Source organism: Nonomuraea sp. NPDC026600 (genome assembly GCF_040638335.1).
Taxonomy (GTDB): Bacteria; Actinomycetota; Actinomycetes; order Streptosporangiales; family Streptosporangiaceae; genus Nonomuraea.
Window position 1 is genome coordinate 1 of record NZ_JBEZYD010000067.1, and the last position, 15003, is coordinate 15003.

General features: G+C 67.0%; 22 protein-coding genes and 1 pseudogene. 7 read left to right on the forward strand and 16 right to left on the reverse strand.

Going from position 1 to position 15003, the window contains the following annotated elements:
* Positions 1 to 869 precede the first annotated feature (869 nt).
* On the forward strand, positions 870 to 1013 hold the full coding sequence (locus AB0F17_RS63670; protein ID WP_358046478.1) for a hypothetical protein: 144 nt from the start codon (positions 870 to 872) through the stop codon (positions 1011 to 1013).
* A gap of 70 nt (positions 1014 to 1083) precedes the next feature.
* On the opposite strand, the gene AB0F17_RS63675 is transcribed toward AB0F17_RS63670, so the two are convergent.
* The 11 genes from AB0F17_RS63675 to AB0F17_RS63725 form a co-directional block, all read right to left on the reverse strand.
* The gene (locus AB0F17_RS63675) at positions 1084 to 1254 is read right to left on the reverse strand and encodes a hypothetical protein (RefSeq protein ID WP_358046481.1); all 171 of its coding nucleotides are present in this window, start codon (positions 1252 to 1254) and stop codon (positions 1084 to 1086) included.
* Positions 1251 to 1457, reverse strand: a complete 207-nt coding sequence (locus AB0F17_RS63680) for a DUF1206 domain-containing protein (protein WP_358046484.1) — start codon at positions 1455 to 1457, stop codon at positions 1251 to 1253. Before AB0F17_RS63680 ends, AB0F17_RS63675 begins: the two co-directional genes overlap by 4 nt.
* 31 nt (positions 1458 to 1488) lie before the next feature.
* Entirely contained in the window at positions 1489 to 2259 is a 771-nt protein-coding gene (locus tag AB0F17_RS63685) for a SigB/SigF/SigG family RNA polymerase sigma factor (protein ID WP_358046487.1), read from the reverse strand.
* A 131-nt stretch (positions 2260 to 2390) separates the two neighbouring features.
* Entirely contained in the window at positions 2391 to 2876 is a 486-nt protein-coding gene (locus AB0F17_RS63690) for a hypothetical protein (protein ID WP_358046490.1), read from the reverse strand.
* Between the two features lie 6 nt (positions 2877 to 2882).
* On the reverse strand, positions 2883 to 3482 hold the full coding sequence (locus AB0F17_RS63695) for a hypothetical protein (protein ID WP_358046493.1): 600 nt from the start codon (positions 3480 to 3482) through the stop codon (positions 2883 to 2885).
* Between the two features lie 210 nt (positions 3483 to 3692).
* Positions 3693 to 3995 carry a hypothetical protein gene (locus AB0F17_RS63700; RefSeq protein ID WP_358046496.1) on the reverse strand — a complete coding sequence of 101 codons (303 nt, stop codon included), beginning with the start codon at positions 3993 to 3995 and terminating at the stop codon, positions 3693 to 3695.
* Between the two features lie 55 nt (positions 3996 to 4050).
* Positions 4051 to 4347 (reverse strand): GlsB/YeaQ/YmgE family stress response membrane protein, encoded by a 297-nt coding sequence (locus tag AB0F17_RS63705; protein WP_358046498.1) that lies wholly within the window; start codon positions 4345 to 4347, stop codon positions 4051 to 4053.
* 235 nt (positions 4348 to 4582) lie between these two features.
* Complete coding sequence (locus AB0F17_RS63710) at positions 4583 to 5554, reverse strand: LysR substrate-binding domain-containing protein (RefSeq protein ID WP_358046501.1); 972 nt, start codon at positions 5552 to 5554, stop codon at positions 4583 to 4585.
* A gap of 87 nt (positions 5555 to 5641) precedes the next feature.
* On the reverse strand, positions 5642 to 5854 hold the full coding sequence (locus tag AB0F17_RS63715) for a hypothetical protein (RefSeq protein ID WP_358046504.1): 213 nt from the start codon (positions 5852 to 5854) through the stop codon (positions 5642 to 5644).
* 134 nt (positions 5855 to 5988) lie between these two features.
* Complete coding sequence (locus tag AB0F17_RS63720; protein ID WP_358046507.1) at positions 5989 to 6162, reverse strand: CsbD family protein; 174 nt, start codon at positions 6160 to 6162, stop codon at positions 5989 to 5991.
* A gap of 235 nt (positions 6163 to 6397) precedes the next feature.
* The gene (locus AB0F17_RS63725; protein ID WP_358046509.1) at positions 6398 to 6709 is read right to left on the reverse strand and encodes a UBP-type zinc finger domain-containing protein; all 312 of its coding nucleotides are present in this window, start codon (positions 6707 to 6709) and stop codon (positions 6398 to 6400) included.
* 466 nt (positions 6710 to 7175) lie between these two features.
* Here AB0F17_RS63725 and AB0F17_RS63730 point away from each other — a divergent pair, with 466 nt between their 5' ends.
* The 3 genes from AB0F17_RS63730 to AB0F17_RS63740 all read left to right on the forward strand — a co-directional run bounded on the left by AB0F17_RS63730 (position 7176) and on the right by AB0F17_RS63740 (position 9367).
* On the forward strand, positions 7176 to 7613 hold the full coding sequence (locus tag AB0F17_RS63730; RefSeq protein WP_358046512.1) for an STAS domain-containing protein: 438 nt from the start codon (positions 7176 to 7178) through the stop codon (positions 7611 to 7613).
* Between the two features lie 186 nt (positions 7614 to 7799).
* A complete protein-coding gene (locus tag AB0F17_RS63735) occupies positions 7800 to 8195 on the forward strand; it encodes an STAS domain-containing protein (protein WP_358046515.1) in 396 nt (131 codons plus the stop codon).
* Positions 8196 to 8269: 74 nt separating this feature from the next.
* On the forward strand, positions 8270 to 9367 hold the full coding sequence (locus AB0F17_RS63740) for a protein kinase (protein ID WP_358046518.1): 1098 nt from the start codon (positions 8270 to 8272) through the stop codon (positions 9365 to 9367).
* Positions 9368 to 9448: 81 nt separating this feature from the next.
* Here the strand turns inward: AB0F17_RS63740 and AB0F17_RS63745 are convergent, their stop codons facing one another.
* From AB0F17_RS63745 to AB0F17_RS63760, 4 genes and pseudogenes are all read right to left on the reverse strand, one after another.
* Positions 9449 to 9571, reverse strand: a complete 123-nt coding sequence (locus AB0F17_RS63745) for a hypothetical protein (RefSeq protein WP_358046521.1) — start codon at positions 9569 to 9571, stop codon at positions 9449 to 9451.
* A gap of 45 nt (positions 9572 to 9616) precedes the next feature.
* Positions 9617 to 9868 carry a DUF6328 family protein gene (locus AB0F17_RS63750; RefSeq protein ID WP_358046524.1) on the reverse strand — a complete coding sequence of 84 codons (252 nt, stop codon included), beginning with the start codon at positions 9866 to 9868 and terminating at the stop codon, positions 9617 to 9619.
* Positions 9869 to 9974: 106 nt separating this feature from the next.
* Positions 9975 to 10244 (reverse strand): annotated as a pseudogene (locus AB0F17_RS63755) (DUF6328 family protein); the annotation flags it as partial.
* A 93-nt stretch (positions 10245 to 10337) separates the two neighbouring features.
* Positions 10338 to 10949: a hypothetical protein gene (locus AB0F17_RS63760; protein WP_358046526.1), complete on the reverse strand. Its 612-nt coding sequence runs from the start codon at positions 10947 to 10949 to the stop codon at positions 10338 to 10340.
* A 312-nt stretch (positions 10950 to 11261) separates the two neighbouring features.
* On the opposite strand from AB0F17_RS63760, the gene AB0F17_RS63765 reads away from it, so the two are divergent.
* Positions 11262 to 11678 (forward strand): STAS domain-containing protein, encoded by a 417-nt coding sequence (locus tag AB0F17_RS63765; protein ID WP_358046529.1) that lies wholly within the window; start codon positions 11262 to 11264, stop codon positions 11676 to 11678.
* Positions 11679 to 12041: 363 nt separating this feature from the next.
* A complete protein-coding gene (locus AB0F17_RS63770) occupies positions 12042 to 13118 on the forward strand; it encodes an ice-binding family protein (protein ID WP_358046532.1) in 1077 nt (358 codons plus the stop codon).
* A 34-nt stretch (positions 13119 to 13152) separates the two neighbouring features.
* On the opposite strand, the gene AB0F17_RS63775 is transcribed toward AB0F17_RS63770, so the two are convergent.
* Entirely contained in the window at positions 13153 to 13380 is a 228-nt protein-coding gene (locus AB0F17_RS63775; RefSeq protein ID WP_358046535.1) for a hypothetical protein, read from the reverse strand.
* A 1296-nt stretch (positions 13381 to 14676) separates the two neighbouring features.
* On the opposite strand from AB0F17_RS63775, the gene AB0F17_RS63780 reads away from it, so the two are divergent.
* Positions 14677 to 14982, forward strand: a complete 306-nt coding sequence (locus AB0F17_RS63780; RefSeq protein ID WP_358046538.1) for a DUF6247 family protein — start codon at positions 14677 to 14679, stop codon at positions 14980 to 14982.
* The last annotated feature ends 21 nt before the right edge of the window (positions 14983 to 15003 follow it).

Genomic DNA, 15003 nt, shown 5'->3' on the forward strand with positions numbered 1-15003 from the left:
TTCAGGCGATTGGCCGCAACCCTCTCCGAGCTCTCCCACTGATAACACAGAGTCACATCGAACCGTCAGCCGTTCGACTTTGAAATCGCCCTGGGGTTCATCGGTGCGGAGTTCGAGTTCGAGTCGGGACGGTGGGCGCGAAGAGCTCCGGCGGCGATCTCCACATGCATCCCGGTTGATCCTGCCAGCGAGGCATCGCGTAGCGGCACCTGCCGGCGACCACGTGAGGGTTGTCAGAGGCGATAAGGCGTCCACTTACCTCTGCTGTACAGCCCGAAGTACAGCAACATGCGCCCACAACAGCACATGCCGCCGAGCGCCATCGCACATCTGATCAGGCAGACAGCCGTGCTAGCCCGGTCACGCCGTTGACTACGGATCAGAAGGTTGGGGTTTCGAGTACCTCCGGCCGCACATAGCCCTACCAGGGAGTTCCTTGATCTCAAGGGACTCCCTGAGTCGTTCTTCGGGGCCGACTGTAAGCAACAGGCCCTCGTCCGCAGAGGTTCACCACCGTTTGTGGTTGTCGGATCACTGGGTTGGTTCCGCCCGATGTACTCGTCTACGGCCTTCGAGATGAGCCACGATCGAGGCGGCGCCAGGCGCAGAACGACTTACCAGGGCGGCCAGCCGGTGAGCTAGCCGCCGGTTAGCAGCAAAAGCGCAGGTAGTCCTGAAGGCTGGTGAGCATTCGCGTGGCGTTTTCGAGGTCGCCGCGATACAGCGCCTCCATACCGTCGCGGCCGGAACCTGGCAAATGGTCTTGGTTAGTTAGCTTCGGTAATTCTGTTCCTGTTTGTCTTGATCGTTCTCCTGGCGAGGTTTGTTGATCCACACGGGTGTCGTAGCCCGGGCGGGGCGGGCGTGCCGTGAGGGAAGCGTTCGGGGTGGGCAGAGTGGGCGGCGGCCAGGACGGTGGCGCGCTGGTCGCGGACGGCGTGGGCGCGTCCGTGGTGGACGTCGACGGGGTGCTGGTACTGGATCCCGGCACAAGGCTGGTCGCACGCGACTGATTCTTCGACCAGTACGTCGGGGTATCACCGAAGGGGCTGTTGGGGAATCAGACTGTACTGTGCGACCGTGTTAGCGGGTGTGGACGGCTCTGGTCTGCTGGCCGAGACGGCGCAGCACGCCCAGGAAGACCGTCACCGAGCCGGTGCAGGCGAGCAAGCTGATGGCCGCGACGGCGATGGGGCGAACGAGCAGGTAGGTGCCGAGCGTCGCGTGCAGCAGCAGCCAGATGCTCAAGGTCACGTTAAGCAGGCGATGACGGCATGCATCGCTCCTGAGATGTCGGCCGCCTCACCGCCGGCGCCTACGCCGATCTGTACGGCCAGCACGCCGATGAGCAGGTAGTTGACACCGCATGCCACGAACCCTCCCCGGGCGAGCCCTTCAAGCCAGCGGCTTGAGGCCGCCTGGCGGCCCGCGGACTTGACCCCGCTCTTCACCGTCATCACAGACCTCCAGATGCGGTTAGTCGGTCGGCTAGTCGGTCAGCGCCTTGCGTAGCTGGCCCAGGACGTTGCGCAGGATGCGGGAGACATGCATTTGGGAGAGTCCGAACTCAGCGGCGATCTCGGCTTGGGTCTGGTTGCCGTGGAAGCGCAGCAGCAGGATGTGCTTCTCGCGCGTGGGCAGGGCGTCGATGAGCGCCTTGACGGACTGCCTGCCGATGACGGTGTCCAGTGCTTCGTCGTCCTGGGGCAGGAAGTCGACCAGACTGGAGGAGTCGCCGTCGTTGTTGACGGGGGCATCCAGCGACAGGGTGCTGTAGGCGGCTGAGGCGTCCATCGTCAGCAGGACGTCTTTCTCCGACAGGCCCATCTCGAGCGCCAGATCGGCGACGGTAGGCGAGCGGCCCAGGCTCTGGCTGAGGTCGGCGGACAGCTTGTTCAGCTTCGAGCGGCGTTCTTGGTAGACGCGGGGAACCCTGATGGCCCACGCACGGTCCCTGAAATGCCGTTTGACCTCGCCCGCCATGGTGACGGCCGCGTAGCGGCGAAAGTCGTGCCCGAGGCTGACGTCGAACCCGTTGATGGCCTTGACCATGCCGACGTAGGCGGCCTGCAGGAGGTCATCCACGGGTTCGCCCCGGTTGCGGTAGCGGCGCGCGAGGGATTTGGCCATCCAGGCGTGCGTCTCAACCAGCCGCTCGCGCAGCCGTGCCTTGTGCGCTTCTGAGGTCTGCGGCCGGACCATTTCGATCAGGAGCTCTTCGGCGGTCATCTGTTCCAGGCCAGCGTCCAGGACGGCCATCCTTTTCCTTTCCGGTGCCTTGCAGACGCCCGGCGGTCCGCCGGTGGACAGTCGGTGGACAAGGGCGGTCAAGGTCGGCGGGACGTGGAGGACGGCCGGAGTCAGCGTTCAACCGCACCAACGGGACGGGGTTACCGTGACGCGTCATCACGGTCGGAGGCGTCGGCGAGTGGCAGCAGCCTGTGCAGGGTGTCACGGTAGGAGCGCAGGGCCATTCTGAGCTGCTCGGTGTCGTTGTGGCTGGGGTTCTTCCACCGGCCCTGCAGCTCACGGATGCGGCTTTCCAGGGCTTGATGGACTGAGGCCATCACTTCGTCCAGGAGCGAGTCGGCGCGTTGCACCGCATCGCGGGGATCGTCGACGAAGGACGCCTGAAGGTCGCGCCAGCAGGCCTGAACACCGGCCGGGTCGCTGTCGAGCAGAGACACCGCTGGTGCCGGCGGTGGTGGTGGCTGGGCCGACTGGTCGAAGACGAGCTTGTCAGACGGTGCCGTCGGCGGGGCATCGTCGGCGCTGTGGTGTTCCAGAGCGGGGACGGGTACGGGCCGCAGCGGCGGTGTGTCGGCGGATTCGTCGGTGCGGTCATCAAGGCGTTCGTGGTCGTTGCGGATGTCCATGTCGAGTCACCTTTGCTGGGAGTCGTCCTGGAGTACCGGTTGCTCATGGCGGGCTTCGGTGGGTTGAGGGTGGTGCTCGTCGCCGTTGTCGAGGAGGTCCTGGAACAGGACGCGATAGTGCACCATGGCCTGCCGCAGGTCCTCGGTGGAGGCCTCGCCGGGGGCGGCGCGCCTGCTGATCTCGTGGGCCTGGCGGTAGTGGTGCAGGGTACGGCCGTGCGCCACCGACAGGTCCGACAGCTGCTGCTCAAAGTCTTCGGTGGGATATCCACGATCGGCCATGGCGGCCGTGACCAACTCGTCGGCCTCGGTGACGGCGGGACCTGGTGCGTCGACGAACCGCTCCTGGAGCGTGGTCCATTGCTCGGCGTACGCGTGCCGGGCCTCGGGGGTCAGCGGCGTGATGTCGAGCGTGGCGACCCGCTTCTCTCGGGCGCGCAACTCCTGCTCGGCCTCGCCCCGGTCGTCTCGATCATTGATGAGGCGTTCGTATTCGGGGCCGAAACGCCGGCGAAGGCGTTGCCGGCGCTGGCGCAGCACAACGAAGCCGATGGCCAGTATCAGGACCACCGCCAGAGCGACGGCCAACCAGGTCATGGCGGACATGTCATCCTCCTGAAGATGTCGATGTCTTCGCGCGCCCCGGCAAGGCCGGGTCAAAGGCAGCGAGTTGGACACGGGTTGATGGGCGGCAGCGGTACGCCGAGACCGGTGTGCCGACCGGTCCTGACCGCACATACCGGGCGCCGCTGCACAGGCGGACCGCACGGCTTCAGACCGGCTACGGTCACCCGGATGGCCTTGGTGCTTCCCTTTTCACAGGCGACGATCGTCCGGGGCCGCCCTGCGAGTACCATCCCGTCTGCCGTCATAGTCAGGAGGGTCTACCAGGGTGGGTGGCGGCCGGTCGTCGATGACGTCCTGGCGGCTGCGGACGGTCGACTGGCTCCAGCGTGATCTGTTGCGCAGCAGCAGAGGCAGCAAGAGACCGACGGCGCCGCCGAGCATCAAGATGACACCTACGATGCGCAGGTCGAAGCCGCCCGCCGAGCCGCCCTCCAAGGCGAAGGTGAGGATGGCACCGAAGACGATGACCGCGATGGCTGCGGCAATGGGCATCACACATCACCCCTGCCGCGGCAGGCGCCTGAGCTGCGGGGTGAGTTGGGCGGGGTCATCGGCGGCCGGCCCAGCGACCCGAACGCCGACCCGAACGCCGACCGGTGATCAGGTTGTAGCCGAGCAGCAGGACTGCCGCACCGACGATGGCGCAGATCCAGGTGGACAGGTTGAAGAAGCCCTGGATGCCGGCGACGTGGAACACCTGCGTGGCCACGAAGCCGCCCAGCAGCGCTCCTACGACGCCGAGCACGAAGGTGATGATCAAACCCTGCGGATCCTTGCCGGGGACCAGCATTCTGGCCACCACCCCGGCTACCAGTCCGAGGATGATCCAGGCGATGATGCCCATGGCCGAACTCCCTGTGGCGGTGCATCGATGTCTGCGCGGGATCGGCCTTCCGGACCGGTCGAAGCAGGAGGGCCGGTCGCCGCGGGATTGCTGGCGCCGACGGTCGTACTCGTTCGCCCCAAGCCAACACCCCCGCGTACGGGGCGGAAACAGGCGATCCGGAAAGGATTTATCTGCAGAACCGATCAGCAGGAGAAGGGGCTCCGTGGCGCACCCAGAGTGGAAGCCCGGTGTATCACACAGGCTCATCGCTGTGGCTGGTGGCTGTCGGAGCATCTTCGCCGGGTGTCGGTTCGGTGGGCTGGGCGACGGATTGCAGCCAGCCGAGCCGTTGGGCGAGTTGTCGGGCGCTGTCGATGACGGCGGCGATGTGGGGCGAGGAGTTGGCGTTGTGCCACAGGAGTGACCAGGGGTAGTGCGTGACGGGTTCGGTCAGGGGCCGCCAGGTCGTGCCCGGCCGGTTGGAGGTGTGGGAGGAGGAGGGAATGCAGTGCACGCAACGGTGCTGGAGGACGAGGTCGGCGGCGGCGCGGGTGCTCTCGACGGTTCCCTCGTAGATGGTGGGTGCGAATCCTGCCGAGCGGCACAGCTCGATGACGAGCTGGTTGAGCTCGGGTGTCTGCGCTTCCTCGCCGAGCAGCAGCAACTCGTCGGCCAGGGCAGCGACGGGTACGGCGTCCAGGCCGGCGAAGCGGTGGTTGTCGGGCACCAGCACGCCGAGCGGATCGAGCCTGATCAGCTCGAAGGTCACCTCGTGCGGAACCTGGGAGGCATGCCCGATGCCGATGTCCAGGCGCCCGTCGGCCAGTTGCCGGTACTGCTCGGGGGTGCCCGCCTCGACCTGATGGATGGTGATATCCGGATGGGCGTGCTGGAGCTCGCGCAGGATCTGCGGCATCGAATCGTAGCCGGCGTCGATGATGCCGACCCGAAGCGTCGGTGTTGCAGCGACGGCGTTGCGCGCGACCTGCTTGGCGCGTCCCACGTGGTCGAGGATCTGGCGCGCCTCGATGAGGAAGGCCGTGCCCGCGGGGGTCAGGTCGACGTGATGGGTACTGCGATCCAGCAGTCGCACCCCCAGCTCGCGCTCCAGCCGCTGCACCTGCTGGCTCAGGGCGGACTGCACGATGTGCTCACGGGCCGCCGCCCGGCCGAAATGCAGCTCCTCGGCCAGCGTCACGAAATAACGCAACTGGCGCAGTTCCATGCCCGCCACCCCTTCCCGACCGGGCGGCGCCGATATGGACTGTCTTCCTGCACTTTAGACCCTCGCACGGCTTTGACAGCCCTGCCACTACTTGCTGGGCTTGGGAGTCTGGCAGGCGATCTTCGGGTTCATGCCGAGATAGTTGAGCGGGCCGGCCACGACCGTCACGGCGATGGTGGCCACCTGGTTGCAGTTCTCGACCGGTCCGGTGAAGTAGCCGCGTTGGGCCGCCGCGACGGCGCCGGCGATCAGCCACAGGACCAGCACTAACGACGCGAAGCGCATCGCTTCTACCTCCATCTTTGTGATTGCGCGGGGAGCGTTCGGAGGCGATGAGGGGAACGGCGAGTCGCACGGCTCATCGTGGGTGCGGCGGTATCCGGGCGGGACCAGTTCGCGGCCGGCCCCGCCGGGCGGCTTGCGGAGACGGAGGATCAGCGCTTGAAGGCGTCCTTGGCCTTCCCGCCAGCCTGCTTCAGGTTGCCCACGACCCGATCGGTCTTGCCCGCGGCCTGCAGGCGCTTGTTGCCGGTGGCGCGGCCCAAACGCTGCCTAGCCCAACCCTTGACGACCTGCGCCTTATCTCTGATCTTCCTACCAAGACTCATAGTGATTTCCCTTCACCGCCCCGCTCAGCCATCACCCAGGCAGACCATTGATCCGCCCGCCCGTCAGCCATGACCTCGTGCAGCGGACACTCACCGCGCTCAGGCGGCTTGGATTCTCAGTGTCCTTCCTGGCCTGTGGTGGGGAAACGAGCAATGATGAGGCCGGTTATCACTTCAATCGATGAGCGTACGTCGGGGTCGGGTCGCGGCCGGTGCCGTGCCGGGAAGATGCTGCTCACACGGTCCGTTCGTGGACGTAACACCAGCGCCAAGCCGTCAACGGCGCCAGCGCCCCGACCACCGGATGATCGGTCTCCCGGTAGTGCTCCCTGGCATGACCGCCCGGCGAATCGTCGGAACAGGCTACCCAACCACACGTCAGGCACACCAGCAGGCGCGTCCAGGACAGGCCGAGAATCAAGCATCCTGCGCACTGCGGCAATCCGTACTCAGCTCCAGGAGCCATATCAAGATGCTCGCACCGTGGCGCCTGACCGTTCAGGCTGCCGCGCGCGCTCACCTCCACGCCATCAATCTTCAGGGTCATGACGACCCTCCTCGGGCGACAGCCGGCACGAGGTGTGCCGACTGATCGCCTTCAGTAGATCCGATCGGCTCACCACCGGAAACGCGCAATCGCAGCAAGCCCCATCACCAGCCGCGATCGCCAGTCGGAGCACACCCCAATGAACGGGCGCCAGGGATGACGGGGATGGCCGGGAAGGCGGTGCCGACAGCGAGTCCCTGCCTTGAGCGCCACCGAGAGAGGCCCCGAGGTATGACTCCCAGGCAAGCGCCCCCGGGCAGGCAGCCCGCGCCGGGCCGCACCTGCGCCTGGCCGGTGATCGCCGCTGGTGATAACCCTGGCTGACATCGGTGGTTTCCGCTCCGGCGAGACTGCTAGATGATCAGATCACTGCACCGCTCACGCTGGCACCTTCGCAACGTGTTCACGCCGCAGCCTCGACCCTACGGCCCCTCTTGTCTCCCGTACTCCCCCGTAGGAGCCCGGCATGAGCACCAAGGACGCCGCCAGCGCCCCCGCTTCCGTGATCGCCGCCCTGGTCGAACGATTCGTGACCGCGCTCACCCCCATCACGGCCACCCCGATCACGGCCACCGACCAGCTCCTGCGCATCACCCCGCTTGCCAATCGTGCGGGCCTGTGGGTCGAGGGCGAGCTCGACCACTCCACCCTGCCCGACTTGAGGCAGGCGCTCGGTTCGATGGCGAGCGGCCGCGGCTTCTGTGTCGATCTGAGCGGCCTGGCGTTCACTGACGTCGGCGGGCTGCGCGCCCTGGTCAGCGCCGCTGCCGCTCTGCACGACGGCGGCGGCGACCATGTTCTGACGCTGCGGTCGGCGCCCCCACAGGTGCGACGCCTGCTCGAGCTCACCGGCTGGCACCAGACGCCCGGCCTCCACCTGCAGGCACCGACGCACCCCGGCTGACCCTCCAGGCTCAGCTCACTCATGAGCTCACCGGCCCCGAGGGATGCCCCCCGGCGTTGTGCCGCCGCCCACCTGCGCAGCACGGTCACCGACCTCATTCGACCTCATTCGACCTCATTCGACCTCATCGCGAAGCCCTATCGCCGCGAGCCCCGCATCCTGTGATGCCCCCGATCGGAGAACCCCATGACCACCCTCCACCCCCGCCTTGGGGCAGGTCTGTGGCTCATCCCTGCTGCCGCCACCATCGTTCACCTGCGCGGCGAGCTCGACCTCGCCACCCGCGAGGCGGTGCGCGAACGCCTGCTGCGCGCCCTGCAACACCGCACCAGCATGCTCATCCTCGACCTGTCCGGGGTGTCGTTCTGCGACGCCGCCGGGCTGAGCGTCCTTGTCGGCGTCCAACGCCAGGCCAGATCCCTGGACATCGCCCTCGGCTTGGCCGCGCCCCGCCCGCATGTGGCCAAGGTGCTGCGCCTCACCGGCCTGGACTGCAGCTTCCCGATGTACGGCACCACCCCCGGCACGGGTACGGGCGGGGTCTGGGGCAGGGTCGGGTCCGGCCCTGCGGCAGCGCGCTAAGACTTCGTGCGCCTATGTCTGTTCTCCTAGCCGACGGCCGGACGACCGCTCGGCCTCGCCCTGGTCTACCCGCCGTGGCAACAACCGAGCTGGACCGGCTACGCCATCAGGTGGTGCGCGAAGCCCAGATCGAGGCCGCCGCGATCATCGCTCAGGCCCGCTCCGACGCCGAGCAGATCATCACCTCAGCACAGATCATCGCCTCGGCCAATCTGCAGCGTGCGCGCAGCCAGCACCTGCCGCGGCGAAGGAGCCAGGCGGGCCAGGCCACGCAGCCGGCGCCCGCACCCGTCGACGGCCCCGCACCGATCATGGTGCTCAACGACCGCTGGCGCATCTACGCCCCCTTGAACGCCGACGCCAGCGCCATGGCCGCCCTGTACAAGGCCTACGAACTCGCCGACCCCGCCACCACCGTCGTGGCCAAGGTGTTCCACCAAGCCAACAACGACCCCCAACGATTCCGCACCTTTCTGCGGGAAGTACGCGGCATGCGCCTGAACCACCCGCACATTGGGCAGATCATCGACTCCGGCCAAGACCGCAGATCCCAAGCGGTCTACCTCATCTCCCCCCTCTACCAGCCGGGCAGCCTCAACCTCCACCTCCAACAGCGGGCAGGCGCCGGCGTCTCGCCGAAGTGGGGCCTGCAGGTCCTGGATCAGGTGCTGGCCGGGCTGCAGGCCGCCGCCCTGAGCAACATCATCCACCTGGACATCAAGCCGCAGAACATCGTGCTGGACGGCCCCACCAACATCAGGATCATCGACTGGGGAATGTCCCAGCTGCACCTGGCTGGCAAGAGCGTCTCGACGGTATCCCCCGGTGGCACCAAATGGTTCGCCAGCCCCGAGCAGCTCGGCGCCACCGACGCCGCCCCCAGCGGCCTGTCCGACCTGTACGGCGTCGGCGCCCTGGCCTACTGGCTGCTGACCGGCCTGGCACCACTGCGACGCGAGATCGGTACCGCCATCGGCACCGATCTGCTGCAGGTTCGCCACCTGATGCAAGCCGGCACCCGGCCCGTACGTGCCGATCACCTCACTCCGGACGTCCCCGAACACCTGGGCCGGCTCATCGACCAATGGCTCAGCTACACCCCCACCGACCGCATCCCGCACGGGATGGATCCCTCTGCCGCGCTCGGCTGGGCGCGCACGTCCTTGGGCTGACAACGCCTGTATCCGCATCCCGGTGGGAGACGTTGACTGCAAGTGCCCGGCCCCCTGGCCTTCCTCGGGCGTGCAGAGACATCAGTGCGAGGAGGCGGACCGGCGCAGGTCTTCTTTGGCGATCCGCTCGACGAAGGCTCCGGCCAACCGTGCCTTCAGTTCATCCACCGCCAGGTGTTCACGTTCGGCGACATCAATGTCCATGTACTCTCCCACCAAGGGGTTGAAGGGCGTATCTCGCCGAGCACCTCAGGGCCTGCTCACCGCCGCCCGGCTGTCCTCGTTGTGTGTTGTCTGCGGTGGGTTGGCCGTTGCCTGGCGGCGCAGGTCGATGATCGGCTGCAGGAGCCACAGCCAGCAGGTCGCCAGCGCCGCCGCGGCACCGAACACGATGGCGAGCCAATTGCTGAGCACGACCTCGGCCACCAGCGCCATCGCGGCGGTGATCGCGACCGCCAGGGATACCGCGCCGACCAGGCCCAGCTCGTTGGCGCGATGCACGATCTTCTCCTTCAGTCCGGTACGGAACAGCAACCGGTACGGAACAGCAACCGGTACGGAACAGCAACCGGTGCTGAACAGCGGGCGTGCTGAAACAGACCGAGGCGGTGGCCGACCCCGTTAACGCGATGAAGAACAGCCAATGGCCCGAGGTGTCCACCTTGGCGAAGCCACTCTGAAACGGCATCGCCAGCAGAAAGGCGAAAAGCACCTGCACCCCGGTCACCATGACCCTCAGCCCCTGCAGGAGCTCGGACAGTTCGCGGTCGATGCGTTCCTTGTGGCTTTCGTCGGCGCTGCTCTCCTCGGCGCTCACAGCAGAAGATTCGCCATCAGTGAGAAGGTGGCTTTGGTTTTCCTGCCGGGGCAACGCCATCGGCCTGACACCTCCGTGAGTCTTCCGTGACACCGCCACGGGGTGGATTTATCGATCGTGCTCTCGGCTCGCGGCCCCCAGAGCGCCCGCGGCCTACCGGTGGGGAGCCGCAGCGCCGTGTGGGAGTGTCATGGGTGATCGAGCGGCAGCCTGAGCCCGGAGGGTCCGCTGATCGCCGCCGATGAGGTCGTCGAACAAGGCGTGATAGTGCGTCATAGCCTGCCGCAGTTCCTGTATTGACACCCAACCGTCCCCGGCGCGCCCGCTGATCTCATGGGCTTGGCGGTAGTGCTCCAGGGTGCGGCTGTGTCGCAGCGACAGATCGGAAACCTGCTGCGCGAAGTCCTCGGTGGCATAGCCGCGCTTGGCCATGACGGCCCGTACCAGCAGATCGGCCTCGCTGACCGCGGGACCCGGCTCATTCACGAAACGCTCCTGGACCGAGACCCACCTCTCGGCATAGCCGCGGCGTGAGTCGGGATCGAGCGGCTGTATGTCGAGTGGACCCGATCGTGTTCGACGGGCTCGCAGCTCACGCTCGGCCGCTCTGCGGTTGCCCGCGGCGGCAACAGCGTGTTCGTACTCGGGGCCGAATCGCTCGCGAAGGCGACCTCGACGCCTCCGCAGCCAGGAAAAGCCGACGGCCGGCACCACCACCATCACCCCGACGATGACGGCCACCCACATCACTGCCTCGGCGGACATGACCGCCCCCGCCCCGGGTATCGCCGGTGCATCCCGTCCGAAGACAGGTAACCGGACACTGTCAGTCAACGCCGTCTGTCTGAAGACGGATATGGGCGTTTCAAGCAAAGCTCATCGCGGGAGCTGATCACAGCTCACGCCCCTCGACAGGCTGAACTGCCGCCTCGACCCAGGGCCGGCACCGTGGCGACGTCGAGATCATCCTCGATCCGCGCCAGGCCGGATCGAAGATCTGGACGATGCGCACATGCCGGTAGTTGACCATGGACAGTCCAACGACAGGATCGTGAGTCGTCTCCCGTTCCGCGGACATTGTCGTTCTGCGACGCCCCCGGGCTGGGCGTTCTGATCGGCGTCCAACGCCAGGCCGCATCCCTGGACATCGCCCTAGGCCTTGCCGCGCCCCGCCCGCATGTGGCCAAGGTGCTGCGCCTCACCGGCCTGGACTGCAGCTTCCCCATGTACGGCCACCACCCCGGCTCGGGCAAGGGAGCCCAGCACCGCGACAGTGCGCTGAGACCTCATGCGGCATATACCTATTCACTCCGTCGCCACCGGGACGACCGCTCAGCCGCGACCTTGTCTTCCCACCGCGGCAACAGCCGAACTGCACCGGCTGAACCTGTAAGAAGCCCACATCCAGGCACTGACCCCATTACCCCCTTCCGGCGTACTTGGTGGATCTGCCCTCACAGAGCGAGATCGCCGCCCGTGTGGCGTACAGCTTGATCGGCGACGGCTGGATTAGGGTGACGTTGGCTCGCCCGACCGGGGCAGCGCGGCGGCTGTAGTCGCAGATCGGGCCCTTGCGCCAGCCGATCCCCAGTTCGGGGGAGGCAAGGTCTTCGGCGCGCCGAGTTGGCCCCGCCGTCTGAGCCTAAATCCATAATCAGGGCTGCCGGTCTTCCTCTCCCCCTCGGCCCTACTTTTAGGGAGGGACCGATGAAGAACCTCGTCTCGGTTGGGCTGCGGCGCGCCAGGAGTTCGAGATCGGCAGGAGCGCCGACATCGGTTTCCGCCACGGTAGCCCCGCCGCAGGTCCGCTTGCCTGGCTCTTCCCGGCTGGCGGCCGGTTTCGCGCTCATTCCCGTCATGACCATGCTCCTCACCGCGCAGTCCGGCGCGAGCGCCCCGCAACCGCCGGTGGCGCTCGGCACGGCCGCGAACTTCGCGGTTCTGGGGGCCAGCACCGTCACCAACACCGGCGGCACCGTCATCACCGGCGACCTCGGGCTGAGTCCGGGTACGTCGGTGACCGGTTTCCCGCCCGGCACCGTGGTCACCGGAGCCATCCACGCGGCCGACGCCTCCGCCGCCCAAGCCCAGAGCGACCTGACCACCGCCTACAACGACGCCGCTGCCCGGACTCCCGCCACCACCGTGCCCACCGAGCTCGGCTCCACCACCCTGACGCCAGGGGTCTACGACTCCGCCGCGGGCACCTTCGGCATCACTGGAAACCTGACCCTCGACGCCCAAGGAGACCCGGACGCGGTCTTCATCTTCCAGGCCGCCTCCACCCTCATCACCGCCTCCTCCAGCACGGTGACCCTCACCGGGGGCGCCCAGGCCGCCAACGTCATCTGGCAGGTCGGCAGCTCGGCCACGCTGGGAACCGGCTCCAGCCTCGCCGGGAACGTCCTCGCGCTGACCTCGATCACCGTGACCACTGGTGTGAGCGTGAACGGTCGCATCCTGGCCCGCAACGGCGCCGTCACCCTGGACACCAACAGCATCACCCGGCCCTCCACCGGCGCCCTGGCCATCACCGTGCCCGGAACCGCGAACCTGGGTTCCGCGACAGCCGACCCCGCCAACGTGTCGGGCTCGCTGGGCGCGGTCACCGTGACCGACACGCGCGGTGGCCCGAGTACCGGCTGGACCGCGACCGTCAGTTCGACGAAGTTCACCACCGGCGGCGCCACCGCCTCCGAGACCATCGCGAAGAGCTTCATCCGCTACTCGCCCGGCGCGGCTACGTCCACGACTGGTAGCGCGACGTTCACCCCCGGCACCGCCGGCGATCTCGGCTCCACGCGCACCGCCTTCTCCGCCTCCGACGGCACCGGGGACAACTCCGCCACCTGGAACCCGACGATCACCATGACCCTGCCCGCCAGTATTGTCGCCGGAACCTACACCGCCACCATCACCCACTCGGTCTTATAGCATCCCTTGCCGCGATCAAATCGCCATGGTCGCCCTAAGCCGCCGCGGACTTCCGAGCTCGCTCAGCTGCCGCGCGGTGCCAGCCGGCCCGCTCGCGGTGTTCGCTGACGTCGCCGATGCCGAGGTCGGCGCATGCCTCGTGTTGCCGGGCTGTCCGTTCGTGCGCGCAGGCTGTGGGCTGGTAGGCCAGGGCGCAGCGCTCCACTGCTCCCGCCGCGTTGTGGACCACGAAAGCGATGTCTACCTGGCCGACGTCCAGCACGCCATCTTCAAGGCGTTGCCGGCGAGCGCGGATCTCCTTCAAGCGTTCGCCGGCTCGGCCAACCCGTTGTCGCGCTGCCTGCGCCAGGTGGGAGGTGTCTGTCGTTGCTGTCCATGCCTTCCTCCGCGTGCGCCACCAGCGGCGACACGCACTTGACCATTGACACGTAGCCCTAGCTGCGGATGAGAGTAGGGTGCGCCTTCATGGCGGGCATCGTTTTACAGCAGCGTCGTACAGCAACACCGCCATACACGAGCATTCGGCATCGACCCGCATCCGCCGTTACACCAGGGCGGGAAACTACTGACAAGGTGCCCGCCCTTCCCTACGGATCAGAAGGTTGGGGTTTCGAGTACCTCCGGCCGCACACATGCTCAAAGGCCCTCTGGGATCCTCCGGGGGGCCTTTTTCGTACCCACCCGTCACCCGATTCGGTGGTTGGCCATCTGATGCCCGCCCCACCACAGAGGGCCTCCGCTTCGCTCCGGGCGTCCTTCTGGGGGCGCCTGCGGCGCACAACGGGCTTCGCTTTCTGGGCGCTTCGCGCTTGCAGGGCTCAGGCGATGCTTCCAGTCGGGCCAAAGCCCCGACCCCTGGAGGTCCTCGCTTCGCTCGGACGCCCTCCCCAGGCAGGCTCCGCCTGCCAAGATCTTGCTTGGGCATGGTCCGTCCAATCAATGGACGGCAGGTGCGAAGTCACATTTTCGGGGCGGCGACCTGCCATGGTCATGTAGCCCACTGCTGCCCCCGCCAGCCAAAGCCTCCCTACGCAACTCGCCGAGCGGTATGGCACGTTCGCTATCGGTGGGGAAGATGGCCGTCGGCATCCTGTGTAGCGAAGGCTTGGTGCTCAGCGACGCCACGGTCGCCGAGGGTTTCCTGCTGGAGGCCGACACTGACGAGATCAAAGCCCTCGCCACCGCCGCGTACCACGCCGCCCACGGCCGAACCTCGTAGAGGATCGGCAGCGGCTTGGCAACGTACGTGATCACTTTCAGGTGGTCTCACTATGACCGTTCGTTGTGCCCTGAAGGAGCTACGTGAGCGCAGCCTGATCCGCAGCGTCCACGGCAAGGGCACCTACGCGCAGTTGCCCAACTCTTCCGCTGGCAGCGCCAAGGAGTGAGCTCTGCTGTACAGCAACCAGTACGGCACCGCCCAGCGACCAGCTGAAGGAGCTTGCTCCTCATGAATCCCTGGAGTTGATCGACAAGGCGTCTGCCCCCTGTAGCGGAGCGATCTCTCAGATGATGCGGATTCTGGGGCGCGAGGGGAGCCGGCGGGTAACGTGGGGGCATGAGCGCGCAGCCTGTCCATGATCCTCGGTACGACCCGGAAGCGATTCTTCGGGCGCTGCCGGAGAAGTGGCGTCCGGTGTTCCTGGCCCAGTATCACGAGGCGTGGGAGGCAGCGCGTGAGCCGGGTGAATACCATCGCCTGCCCGAGGTCCTCAACCTTTGGTGGCTGAACTCGATCGCCTTCTCCGATCCCACGTACGATCAGCGTGCTGAGGAGGCGGCCCGGGGCGCAGGCGAGGTCGTGGCGTTTGAGGAGGCGATTCCCGACTGGGAAGAGCGTCTGGCGCGGGCGCGGCGTACGTGAGCTTTCGCCCGGTTCTGTCTT